Source organism: Deinococcus carri (genome assembly GCF_039545055.1).
GTDB classification, from domain to species: domain Bacteria; phylum Deinococcota; class Deinococci; order Deinococcales; family Deinococcaceae; genus Deinococcus; species Deinococcus carri.
On record NZ_BAABRP010000015.1, the window covers coordinates 66,361 to 77,010 of the forward strand.

11 protein-coding genes are annotated in these 10,650 nt (G+C 70.3%); 5 read left to right on the forward strand and 6 right to left on the reverse strand.

Going from position 1 to position 10,650, the window contains the following annotated elements; all coding sequences use genetic code 11:
* Nucleotides 1-212: 212 nt before the first annotated feature.
* The 3 genes from ABEA67_RS15340 to ABEA67_RS15350 all read right to left on the reverse strand — a co-directional run bounded on the left by ABEA67_RS15340 (nucleotide 213) and on the right by ABEA67_RS15350 (nucleotide 3,477).
* Nucleotides 213-1,373, reverse strand: a complete 1,161-nt coding sequence (locus ABEA67_RS15340) for an acyl-CoA dehydrogenase family protein (protein ID WP_345466799.1) — start codon at nucleotides 1,371-1,373, stop codon at nucleotides 213-215.
* Nucleotides 1,370-2,605: a CaiB/BaiF CoA transferase family protein gene (locus ABEA67_RS15345; protein WP_345466800.1), complete on the reverse strand. Its 1,236-nt coding sequence runs from the start codon at nucleotides 2,603-2,605 to the stop codon at nucleotides 1,370-1,372. Before ABEA67_RS15345 ends, ABEA67_RS15340 begins: the two co-directional genes overlap by 4 nt.
* Before the next feature lie 113 nt (nucleotides 2,606-2,718).
* A complete protein-coding gene (locus tag ABEA67_RS15350; protein ID WP_345466802.1) occupies nucleotides 2,719-3,477 on the reverse strand; it encodes a TatD family hydrolase in 759 nt (252 codons plus the stop codon).
* A gap of 143 nt (nucleotides 3,478-3,620) precedes the next feature.
* Here ABEA67_RS15350 and ABEA67_RS15355 point away from each other — a divergent pair, with 143 nt between their 5' ends.
* From ABEA67_RS15355 to ABEA67_RS15365, 3 genes are all read left to right on the forward strand, one after another.
* The gene (locus ABEA67_RS15355; protein ID WP_345466803.1) at nucleotides 3,621-4,235 is read left to right on the forward strand and encodes a hypothetical protein; all 615 of its coding nucleotides are present in this window, start codon (nucleotides 3,621-3,623) and stop codon (nucleotides 4,233-4,235) included.
* 78 nt (nucleotides 4,236-4,313) lie between these two features.
* Complete coding sequence (locus tag ABEA67_RS15360; protein WP_345466829.1) at nucleotides 4,314-5,183, forward strand: LptA/OstA family protein; 870 nt, start codon at nucleotides 4,314-4,316, stop codon at nucleotides 5,181-5,183.
* Between the two features lie 9 nt (nucleotides 5,184-5,192).
* Nucleotides 5,193-6,272, forward strand: coding sequence for an LptA/OstA family protein (locus ABEA67_RS15365; protein ID WP_345466806.1), 1,080 nt, complete (start codon nucleotides 5,193-5,195; stop codon nucleotides 6,270-6,272).
* A gap of 30 nt (nucleotides 6,273-6,302) precedes the next feature.
* Here ABEA67_RS15365 and ABEA67_RS15370 read toward each other — a convergent pair whose 3' ends face one another.
* Nucleotides 6,303-6,845 (reverse strand): universal stress protein, encoded by a 543-nt coding sequence (locus tag ABEA67_RS15370; RefSeq protein WP_345466807.1) that lies wholly within the window; start codon nucleotides 6,843-6,845, stop codon nucleotides 6,303-6,305.
* A 90-nt stretch (nucleotides 6,846-6,935) separates the two neighbouring features.
* Between ABEA67_RS15370 and ABEA67_RS15375 the strand changes: the two genes are divergently transcribed.
* Entirely contained in the window at nucleotides 6,936-8,393 is a 1,458-nt protein-coding gene (locus ABEA67_RS15375) for an MBL fold metallo-hydrolase (RefSeq protein ID WP_345466809.1), read from the forward strand.
* Between the two features lie 14 nt (nucleotides 8,394-8,407).
* Here the strand turns inward: ABEA67_RS15375 and ABEA67_RS15380 are convergent, their stop codons facing one another.
* The gene (locus ABEA67_RS15380; RefSeq protein ID WP_345466811.1) at nucleotides 8,408-8,980 is read right to left on the reverse strand and encodes a 3'-5' exonuclease; all 573 of its coding nucleotides are present in this window, start codon (nucleotides 8,978-8,980) and stop codon (nucleotides 8,408-8,410) included.
* Between the two features lie 70 nt (nucleotides 8,981-9,050).
* Between ABEA67_RS15380 and ABEA67_RS15385 the strand changes: the two genes are divergently transcribed.
* Entirely contained in the window at nucleotides 9,051-9,548 is a 498-nt protein-coding gene (locus tag ABEA67_RS15385; RefSeq protein ID WP_345466813.1) for a thioredoxin-like domain-containing protein, read from the forward strand.
* A gap of 74 nt (nucleotides 9,549-9,622) precedes the next feature.
* Here the strand turns inward: ABEA67_RS15385 and ABEA67_RS15390 are convergent, their stop codons facing one another.
* A complete protein-coding gene (locus ABEA67_RS15390; protein WP_345466816.1) occupies nucleotides 9,623-10,501 on the reverse strand; it encodes a sulfurtransferase in 879 nt (292 codons plus the stop codon).
* Nucleotides 10,502-10,650: the final 149 nt, after the last annotated feature.

A 10,650-nucleotide genomic window follows, 5' to 3' on the forward strand; every position in this document is an offset into this window, starting at 1 on the left:
AGCGACTGAACGGCGAGGGTCCAGCCGCTCCAGCGCCGTCGCGTGGAAGCACCCCCACGCACCTCCCCGGCCTGATTCGGCCCGCTTTCCAGCCAGAGCAGCCCTGTAGGCGCTCCCCTTCAGCACATAGCCCAGACTCCCGCCCTCCGCTACAGCGAGCAGCGTGGCCTGCTGATGTCGGGGGAGGCGAGGCGTCCCGCGCGCTCATGTCCCTACTCCAGCGCGTTCTGCCCGGTGAGGTGCCGCCCCACGATCAGGGTGTGAATGTCGTGGGTGCCCTCGTAGGTGTCCACCGTTTCGAGGTTCAGCATGTGGCGGATGACCGGGTACTCGGTGGTGATGCCGTTGCCGCCCAGCATCTCGCGGGCCAGCCGTGCCCCCTCCAGCGCCACCCGCACGTTGTTGCGCTTGGCGACGCTGACCTGGGCGTAGTTCATCTTCCCGCTGTCCTTGAGCTGCCCCAGCCGCCATGCCAGCAGCAGCCCGGTGGAGTGGTCGGTCGCCATCCGGACCAGCTTGTCCTGCACCAGTTGCCGCGCGGCGATGGGTTTGCCGAAGGTGGTGCGGCTGCCGGTGTAGTCCAGCGCCGTTTGCAGCACTGCCTCCAGTGCCCCTATCGCCCCCCAGGCAATCCCGAAGCGGGCAGAGGTCAGGCAGGAGAGGGGCGACTTGAGGCCCCCCGAACCGGGCAGCAGATTCTGGGCCGGAATGCGGCAGTCTTCCAGCACGATTTCCCCGGTGACCGAGGCGCGCAGGCTCATCTTGCGGTGAATCTGGGGCGCGCTGAACCCCGGCGTGTCGGTGGGCACGATAAAGCCGCGCACCACGCCCTCATCATCCTTGGCCCAGACGACGGCGATGTCCGCGACCGGGCTGTTGGTGATCCACATCTTGTTGCCGTTCAGGACGTAGCTGTCGCCGTCCTTGCGGGCGCGGGTGCGCATCGCGCCGGGGTCGGAGCCGCCGTCGGGTTCGGTGAGGCCGAAGCAGCCGATCAGCTCGCCGGAGGCCAGGCCGGGCAGGTACTTCCGTTTCTGGTCCTCGCTGCCGTAGGTGTAGATCGGGAACATCACCAGGCTGCCCTGCACGCTGGCGGCACTTCTGAGGCCGCTGTCCACCCGTTCCAGCTCGTACATCATCGCGCCGTAGGCGCTGTAGCTGACGCCTGCCCCGCCGTACTCCTCGGGCGTGGTCGGCCCCAGCAGGCCCATCTGGCCGAACTGGCGCATCACCTCACGCACGGGCAGATCGCCGCTGTCCCACCAGTCGGCGATGCGGGGCATCAGCTCGCTGTCACAAAAGGCGCGGACGCTCTCGCGGATGAGGCGCTCCTCGGGGGTCAGCAGGTCGAACACGGCGAATTCGTCGATCATGGGGTCTCCTTGTGGGATTCGGCCAGGCCCAGCTCAGACAGCACCTCGTCCGTGTGCTGTCCCAGGGTCGGGGGGGCGCGGCGCACCGGGGGGCGCTGGCCGTCCAGGCTCCAGGGCGGGGCGGTCACGGTGGTCTGGCCCAGTGATGCGTGCGGCACGGTCACGGCGATGCCCTGGTCTACCACGTGCGGGTCCGCGAAGACCTCCTGCACGTTGTAGACGGGGCCGCAGGGCACACCCGCCGCGTCCAGCCGCCGCATCACCTCGGCGCGGGTGTGGGTACGCAGGGCCGGATACAGCTCGGCGTTGAGCTGCTCGCGGTGATGCACCCGGCCCTCGTTGGTGGCGTACTGCGGGTTGCTCCCCAGCGACTCGAAGCCCAGCGCCGCGCAGAAGCGCCGCCACAGGCTGTCGTTGCCCGCGGCCACGTTGACCAGGCCGTCCGCGCAGGGATAGGTGCCGTAGGGGACGATGCTGGGATGGTCGTTGCCCTGCGGCCCCGGAATCTGCCCGGCGTTGAGGTAGCGGCTGATCTGGCTGGTGCCCAGCGAGATGATGCCTTCGAGCAGGTTCACGTCCACCCGGCGGCCCACCCCGCTGCGCTCCCGCGCGTACAGCGCCGCCAGGATGGCCTGCGTGATCAGCGACCCGGCGAACACGTCCGCCACGGCGACCCCGACCCGCACGGGCGGGCGGCCCTCCTCGCCGTTGTAGCTCATCAGGCCGCCCATGCCCTGCGCGATCACGTCGTAGCCGGCGCGGTCGCGGTACGGCCCCTGCTGCCCGAATCCCGAGATGGCCGCGTAGATCAGCCGGGGAAACTCGGCGTGCAGCGCCTCCCAGCCGAAGCCCAGGCGCGCGAAGGTACCGGGGCGGAAGTTCTCCACCAGAAGGTCGGCCCCCGCGATCAGCGCCCGCGCCGCCGCCAGCCCGGCCCCCGTCTTGAGGTCCAGCACCACGCTGCGCTTGTTGCGGTTCACGCTCAGGAAGTAGGTGCTCTCGCGCCCCGCCTCCGATGTCTGCCCCGGCTCTGAAGTCTGGAAGGGTGGCCCCCAGGCACGGGTGTCGTCCCCGCCGGGCGGCTCGACCTTGATCACGTCGGCCCCCAGGTCGCCCAGCAGCATGGTGCAGTAGGGGCCGGTCAGCACCCGCGTGAAGTCCACCACCCGCACCCCCGCGAGCGGCAGGTCGGGGGTCGGCGTTGTGGGGGGATGGATGGGGTCAGGCTCCATGGGCGGCCTTTCGGGTGGGAAGGAACCTGGCGGGACGCCCCCGGCCAGGCGAAGTCGGGCTGTGCAAACCGGGCGTAGTCTACGCCCCCGGCTGCCCTGCTGCCCCGGCTTGTTCAGGCCAGACGGTAGGCGCGGCGGGCGTTCTCGTCGGTGACGCGCTCCAGCTCGGCGGGGTCCAGCCCGCGCAGCGCGGCGATGAACTCCAGCGTGTGCCGCACGTAGCCGGGGCGGTTGGGCCGGCCGCGTTTGGGCACCGGGGCCAGAAAGGGCGCGTCGGTTTCCAGCAGCAGGCGGTCCAGGGGCACCTGCCGGGCGGCTTCCTGGATGGGCTGGGCGTTCTTGTAGGTCGTATTGCCCGCGAAGCCGAAATACGCGCCGCGTTCCAGCCCATACTGGAAGAGGCCGGGATGCCCGCTGAAGCAGTGCAGGATGACCGGCACGTCCGGCTGGCCGGAAAGCACCTCCATCACGCCCCGGTGGGCCGAGTCCTGCCCGGCCTTGTCACGCACGTGAATCACCAGCGGTTTGCCGGTGCGCCGTGCGAGGTCGAGCTGCCACTCGAAGGCCGCGAGCTGGGTTGGGCGCTGGGTGTCGTCCCAGTAGTCGTCCAGCCCGCTTTCCCCGATGCCGACCACGCGCGGGTGGAGCGCCAGCGCCTCGATCTCGGCCCGCACTTCCGGGCTGTCCTCCGCCGCGTCGGTCGGGTGCAGCCCCGCCGTCGCCCACACGTCCCCGAACTGCCCCGCCAGGGCCACCGCGTTCCGGGCATGTTCGGCGCTCGCCCCGATACAGACCATGCCGCTCAGGCCCAGTTCCCCCCGCGCCGAGGCCGGGTCGTCGAGGTAGTCGAGGTGGCAGTGGGTGTCGATCATGGGGAAGAGGGTACGCGGTTCGCCGTACGCGGTACGCGGGAAAAGCACCAGACCGCGTCCTGCTGCCCGCGCACCGCCCCCTCCTCACCCCCCGTCAGCCCCCGCCCATCACTCTCATGAGGGCACCGCGCTAGAGTGCGCGCGTGCTGAAAGCCGGGGTGTACGCACTCGCCTTGCTGGGCCTCTTTGCGCTGGTGTTCGCGTTGCTGCCACAGGGCAGGTCGGGCGCGGCCCAGACGGGGGCCACGCTGGAGGGGGTCGCCCTCACGCTCTACCCGGCCCGTGACACGGGTGCGGTCTGGCGTTTCCGGGCCGCGAGCGTGACCAGTGACCCCCTCAAGGGGGAAACGCACCTCGCGGGCCTCTCGGACGGGGGCCGCTGGGTGCGAGAACAGGGGCCGAACGGGCAGCCGACCGGCCGCAGCGTGCTGGACGCCACCCTCAGCGCCCCCGACCTCACCATCGACGGGCAGGACAACATGCTGACCCGTCAGGCGAGCATCACCCTGGTGCAGCAGTGTGCAGATATCAAGCTGAGGGGCACGCCGGGGCAGCCGGTGCGAATCGAGCAGGGCTACGGCTTCAGCGCGCCGCTGGCACAGGTGGACTCGCCCTACATGACCGGCAAGGTCACGCGCCTGCGGATGACGTTTCAGTTCGTGCTGGAGGACTCCGGCGAAGACAGCGACACCACCTATCCCCTCGACCCCACCGAAACCTGCGAGAACGGCCAGCGGGTGCCCTATCACGCCTCCTAGCTCGCGCCTCGCAGACCGGCCACGGTGCCGCCCCGCCTGTGCAGACGCACGCGCCCCTGACTTCAAAGGAGAATCATGATGAAACGAGTTGTTCTTCTCGCGGCCCTGGCCGCCACGACCGTCGTCGCCCAGAGTGCCCAGAACCGCGTCCTGCGGGTGGAGGGTGCGCCCCGCGGTGACCTGCGAAACGGCCCGCTGACCTACACCGGCAATCCCGTGAACGCCACGGTGAGCAGCCTGAAACTCAAGGCCGCGCAGGCGGTGGTGTCCGCGCCCGCGGGCCAGACCCTCGCCCAGGCGGAGGGCAAGCGCACCGGCGTCTTTACCGGCAACGTGCTCGTGACCCGTGGCCGCCTGACCGCCAAGGGCGAGAAGCTCGCCTACAGCGAGGCGACCGGCCAAGGCGTCCTGAGCGGCAACCCCAGCGCCACCTTCGTGCCCGAGGACAAGAGCAACGGTGACACCGTGAGCATCAGCGCGGGCCAGATGAGCCTGGACGTGGACAACAACGTCTCGACCAGCACCGGCAGCGTGCGCCTGACCAACGGCAGCCAGAGTGGCCGCGCCGAGAAACTCATCTTCGACGAGGATCAGGAACTCGCCCAGCTCACCGGCAACCCCACCCTGACCCGCGCGGCGAAGGGCAATCAGAAGGAACTGACCATCACCGGACAGGAGGTGCGCGCCCGCACCGCCGAGAAGACGCTATACGTGCGCGGGGGGGTCAAGCTGGTGCAGGGCACCCTGACCACCACCGGGAACGCCGTGTACTACGACGACAAGAAGAACGTGGCCTACGTGGTCGGCAACGCCGTGAGCGTGGACAGCAAGACCAAGTCCCGCCTGGCCTCCAACATCCTGGAGCAGCGCACCGACATCGCCCGCGTCCGCGAGGTGGCCAGCTTCAAGATTCCCACCGAACAGTTCAACCTGCGCGGGGAGAAGTAAACTCCGGCCATGCGGCGCGCTCTGGCCCTGACCCTGCTTCTCACCCTGGGAGCGGCCGGCCCCCTGTGGGTGAGGGCGCAGCAGGCCGCGCCGGCCCCGGCTGCTCCCCCGTCTCCCACGGAACAGCCTCCCGCAGAACAGCCCCCCACGGAGCAGGCCCAGCCCGCGCCCGAGGCGGACCCGAACACGGGTGAGGGCGAGACGGCCCCGGCCAAGCCCACCAGCCTGCAACTGGTGCGCCGGGGGGACGACAACAAGGACCGCGTCATCCTGATCGAGCGGACGACCGTGGGGGAGGGCGGGGTCTTTGCCCTGTGCGGCCCGCAGGAAGGGGAGCCGGAAAATGCCCCCAGCCTGGCGGTGTTCAGCGAGACGGGGCCGCAGGGCGTGCGGATCAGCATCGACAAGAACGTGATCCGCGTGCCGCTGGCCGTCGTCACGCAGCGCACCCGCGAGAACGGTGAGGCCGGTGACGGCCGGGTGGAGGCCAGCGCCGGAACCGCCCGTTTTCTGGACGAGGCACCCGAGGGCAAGACCGACCGCCTGAGCCGCTGTCTGGTGGAGGCCACCCCGAAACCTGCCCCCGACACCGTGCAGGTCACGCAGGGCAAGACCGAGCTGAAGGGCCAGAACCTCGTGTACGACGAGTCGGACGGCATCGCCCGCATCGACGGCCCCATCAGCTTTACCCGCCCCTCGGACGACGGCTCACTGACCGGCACCAGCGAGCGCATCGAGGTGAACGTGGACGAGGAGCAAACGGTGCTGGTCGGCAACGTGGTGCTGAACAGCAAGGGCGGGCGCGTCAGCCGGGCCGCCCGCGTCGAGTACGACGATCAGGCGAACGTGGCCCGGCTGTACGGCACGCCCGAGCAGCCCGCCGAGAGCCGCCAGGGCAACGACGTGCTGAGCGCCCAGGAACTGATCTACAACCTCGACCGCGACGAGGTGGTGGTCCGCGCCGCGCCGGGCGGCACCATAACGGGCGAGTTTCAGGATGGCGAGGGCAGCGCGGTCACTTCCCCAGCAACCAGTCCCCCGGCAGCTAGCCCCTCAGCCCCCCCGACCTCCCCCCCCGCCCGGCCCTGAGCGGGGGTTTTTGCTGGCAGGGCGTTTCTGTCAGCGCCCCTGGGCTTCCCGCGGCAGGCGCACGGTCAGGACCGGGATGGGGCTGCGGGCGACCAGTTTCTCGGCGCTGCTGCCCACGAAAAAGTGTTCGATGGCTCCCCGCGAGTGGGTGCCGACCACGATCAGCTCCGCGCCCCAGCGTTCGGAGGCTTCCAGGATGCCCGTCACCGGGTCGCCCACCAGCAGCTCGGTTTCCTCGCCGTCCTGCGCCAGCCGGGTCAGGCCACCCGCGTCGGCGTCCTCCAGGGATTGCAGCAGGGCGGGGTTGGGGCCGGTGGGAATCACGCCGCCCCCCAGGTCGGGCGCGGTCAGCGCGCGGGCGTCGGTCACGTGCAGCAGCCGCACCTGCGCGCCGGGAAAGCGGGTCCGCACCAGCTCCAGCGCGTACCCGGAGGCGGGCGAGAAGTCGATGCCCACGGTGATGCGCCGGAAGGGGGTGCCGCTGCCCGCTGCCGCAGGCGTCACGCCCGCCGGTTCGGCTTCTGCGGGGGCGTCCTCACCCGCCGTGGTCCGGAAAATCAGGGGGTCTGTCATGCGCCGAACGTACACCCGCCCCACCCCGGCCGCCCGCTTTCTGAAGGGCGGGTAAAGTCCAGGTGCCCCGTGCTGGGGCAGACTGCCTCCATGCACCTTCAGAGTCTGGGGGCGGCGCTGACCGTCACGGGAAGCGCCCACCTGCTGAGCACCCGTGACGGCCCGGTGCTGATCGACTGCGGCATGTTCCAGGGCGGCGAGGAACTCGAAGCCCGCAACCGCGAGGCCTTTCCCTTCGACGCGTCCGACCTGGCCGCCGTCCTCGTGACGCACGCGCACCTCGACCACATCGGGCGGCTGCCACTGCTGGTGCGGCGCGGCTACCGCGGCCCCATCTTCTGCACCGCGCCCACGGCGGCCCTGGCCGAGACGGTGCTGCTCGACTCGGCCCGCCTCCAGGTCGAGGGCTTTCGCCAGGACCTGCGCCGCGCCCGCCGCGTGGGCCGCGAGGCCGACGTGCCCGAGCCGCTGTACGACGAGGAGGATGTTCACCGCACCCTGGCCCTGCTGCGCCCCTCCCTGCGCTTCGGGGAGACGGCGCAGGTCGGGTCCCTGCGGGTCACGCCGCAGCGGGCCGGGCACATCCTGGGCAGCGCGTACCTGCTGATCGAGGTGGACGGCGAGCGCCTGCTGATGTCCGGCGACCTGGGCAACCGCGAGAGCGGCCTGCAACTCGACTTCACGCCCCCGCCTCCCGCCGACGCGGTGCTGATCGAGACGACCTACGCCAACCGCACCCACCGCTCCCTGCCCGCCACCCTCGCGGAGTTTTGCGAGACCCTGCACCAGAGCGTGCGCGCGGGCGGCAAGATCCTGATTCCCACCTTTGCCATCGAGCGCGCGCAGATGATCCTCTATACCCTGCGGAATCTGATGGAGGCGGGCGAGGTCCCGCGCATCCCGGTCTTTCTGGATTCCCCGATGGCCGCCCGCGCCACCCACGAATACTTCGAGTACGGCGACGAACTGATTCCGCCCGTCCGCGAGGCCCTCCAGAACGGCGAGGACCCCTTCCGGCCCTCCACGCTGCACGTGGTCGCCACCAGCGCCGAATCCCAGCGCATCAACCGCTACGACGGCCCCGCCATCATCCTGGCGGGCAACGGCATGATGACGGGCGGGCGCATCCAGCACCACCTCAAGCACAACCTCTGGAAGCCGAGTACCAGCCTGGTCATCGTGAGCTACCAGTCGCCGGGCAGCCTGGGCGGGCGCATCGTCGCGGGGGCCGAGACGGTCCGCATCATGGGCGACGAGGTCGCCGTGCGCGCCCAGGTCCATACCATCGGCGGCTTCTCGGCCCACGCCGACCAGGACGACCTGCTGGCCTTTCTCTCGTCCACCGGCAGCCCGCGCGTCTGGCTGATTCACGGCGAGGTCGGCGTGATGGAGGACTTCCTGCCCGTGCTGGCGCAGCGCGGCCTGACCGCCAACCTAATGCCCGACCATCAGGAGGTGGACCTGCTGAGCACCACCTTCCCCAGTGGGCGGCCCCCCGGCACTCCCGAGAGCCATGCGGACGCGCGGGTCAGCGAGGGTGGGGAGTAGGGGGGGGGACCTCTCTACCGTGCCGTCAGCCGCAGCAACTCCGCGTAGACCTGGGCCGTGGTGCGGGCGTCCTCCAGGGCGTCGTGGGCCTGGTATTCCAGCCCGAAGTGCTCCGCGAGTTGTTCCAGGGGCGTGCCCACCTTGCGCGGCAGGAGGCCCGCGTGAATCAGGAACTGCGCGCTGAGCTTGGTATCCACCCGCCCGCGCCGAAAGACTGTGTTCAGGTCGGGCAGCAGGGGCCGCAGGAAGCCCAGGTCGTAAGTCAGGTTGTGGCCGCCCAGCATCACCCGCCCGACCTCCCGCGCGTAGGCCCGCACCGCGTCCGCGACCTCCTCCGGGGGCTGTGCCTGGGCGTGGTGTGTGGTGAGGTCGATGCCGTTGACGGCCATCGCCTCAGCCTCCACCTCGTAGTGTTCGTGGCGCAGGCGCAGGTGCAGGGGCCGCGTGACCTCGCCCTGCGGCGTGAGCGTCGCCAGGCCGATGGTCAGCAGCGGATGGCGGGCCGGGTCGCGCCCACCGGTCTCGGTATCGACAAAGATGATCGGCTGATTCAGGGCGGCCAACCGGGGCGGGGGAGGGGTGGTCATGCCCCAGCCTGTCACGTCCGGCTCCCCGACAGGACACGTTCGGGGCGGCTGGCCTTTACCCTGGGAGGTGATGAAGCGCCTGCTGCTCTCCCTGCTTCTGCCCCTCGCACTCGCGGCCTGCGGCCAGAAAGGCATCGAGGGCGTGAAGACCTTCGATTATGCCGGCGGCGACCACCGCTCCGGTTCGCTGACGTACGCCCAGACGCCCCCGGCGGGCGGCCCCCACAACCCCAACTGGCAGAACTGCGGCGTGTACACCCAGCCGCTCTACAACGAGTACGCGGTGCACAGCCTCGAACACGGCGCGGTCTGGATCACCTACCGCCCCGACCTGGGCGCGGAGGGCGTGGCGGCCCTGGCGCAACTGGTGGACGGGCGGCCCTACACGCTCCTGAGTCCCTATCCCGGCCTGCCATCACCCGTCGTCATTAGTGCGTGGAATGCCCAGCTCACCGTGGACAGCCCCACCGACCCGCGCCTGAAGGCCTTCCTCGATGAATACGAGCAGGGGCCGACCGCCCCGGAGCGTGGCGCGGCCTGTTCGGGCAACTACAGCGGCACGCGCTGAGAAGTCCTGAGCTATGAAAAAGAGGGCGGAAGCCAGCAGCTCAAGCTCCCAGGTGCAGGTTCACAGCCCATAGCTCACTGCTCTTCCCCCGTCGCCACCCGGCGCGAGTCGTCGCTCACCCAGTCGCTCCACGACCCGGCGTACAGGCGGTTGCGCGGGCCTAGGGGCACCCCGGCGAGTTCGCGGGCCAGCAGGTTGGGGGTCGCGCTCACGCCGCTGCCGCAGTAGGTGATGGTGGCGGCCTCCTCCGTAGCCAACCGCGCGGCCTGCGCGGCAGCGTTCCGCCAGTGCCCCTGCCCGTCCAGCGCCCCGGCCCACTCGCGGTTCACCGCACCGGGGATGTGCCCGGCCTTGCGGTCCAGCGGTTCCACCTCACCCCGGTAACGGTTCGCGGCCCGTGAGTCGATCAGGAGTGTCCCGGCCTCCCGCCCCGCCACATCCCCGGCGGTGGCGACCATCTCCGGCTGCACGTCCGGCGTGAAGGTTGCCGGGGCGAAGGTCGACTCGGCGATGCTGGCCTGGCCTCCCGTCGCTAAGAAGGCGGGCCAGCCGCCGTCCAGCACATACACCTCCCGGTGCCCCAGCCAGCGCAGCAGCCACCAGGCCCGTGCGGCATAGAAGCCCTGGCCCGTGGAGGGGTCGTCGTAGGCCACCACCACACTGCCGTTGCCGATGCCGGCATCCCCCAGCCAGGCGGCCAGCACCGGCGGGTCGGGCAGGGGATGCCGGCCCCCCGACCCGTCCGGCCGCACCGGGCCGCTGAGGTCCGTTTCCAGGTCGGCATAGATTGCGCCGGGCACGTGCCCTGCCATGTAGGCAATCCGCCCCACCAGCGGGTCGGTCAGGGCATAGCGGCAATCCAGCACACGCAGTTGCGGGTCGTTCAGGTGCTCCAGCAGCCAGGCGGCGGCCTTCAGCGGGGAGGCGGGCCGTGTCGGTTCGGACGGGGTCATGGGCGCAGCCTACACCCGGCCCGGCAATAAAAAAGCCGCCTCTCCGGGCGGTGATGTCAAAAACTATAGCGTGGTATGCAGCCGAAGTCAAATCATGCGGCCGTGTGGTAGTGGCGTTCAGGGCATGACGGGAGTTCAATGAAGCATGA

What these genes read in the sequence shown, in the direction of transcription:
- ABEA67_RS15340 (WP_345466799.1), bottom strand. Translation starts at nt 1,373, where the DNA reads ATGATCGACGAATTCGCCGTGTTCGACCTGCTGACCCCCGAGGAGCGC.
- ABEA67_RS15345 (WP_345466800.1), bottom strand. Translation starts at nt 2,605, where the DNA reads ATGGAGCCTGACCCCATCCATCCCCCCACAACGCCGACCCCCGACCTG.
- ABEA67_RS15350 (WP_345466802.1), bottom strand. Translation starts at nt 3,477, where the DNA reads ATGATCGACACCCACTGCCACCTCGACTACCTCGACGACCCGGCCTCG.
- ABEA67_RS15360 (WP_345466829.1), top strand. Translation starts at nt 4,314, where the DNA reads ATGAAACGAGTTGTTCTTCTCGCGGCCCTGGCCGCCACGACCGTCGTC.
- ABEA67_RS15365 (WP_345466806.1), top strand. Translation starts at nt 5,193, where the DNA reads ATGCGGCGCGCTCTGGCCCTGACCCTGCTTCTCACCCTGGGAGCGGCC.
- ABEA67_RS15370 (WP_345466807.1), bottom strand. Translation starts at nt 6,845, where the DNA reads ATGACAGACCCCCTGATTTTCCGGACCACGGCGGGTGAGGACGCCCCC.
- ABEA67_RS15375 (WP_345466809.1), top strand. Translation starts at nt 6,936, where the DNA reads ATGCACCTTCAGAGTCTGGGGGCGGCGCTGACCGTCACGGGAAGCGCC.
- ABEA67_RS15380 (WP_345466811.1), bottom strand. Translation starts at nt 8,980, where the DNA reads ATGACCACCCCTCCCCCGCCCCGGTTGGCCGCCCTGAATCAGCCGATC.
- ABEA67_RS15385 (WP_345466813.1), top strand. Translation starts at nt 9,051, where the DNA reads ATGAAGCGCCTGCTGCTCTCCCTGCTTCTGCCCCTCGCACTCGCGGCC.
- ABEA67_RS15390 (WP_345466816.1), bottom strand. Translation starts at nt 10,501, where the DNA reads ATGACCCCGTCCGAACCGACACGGCCCGCCTCCCCGCTGAAGGCCGCC.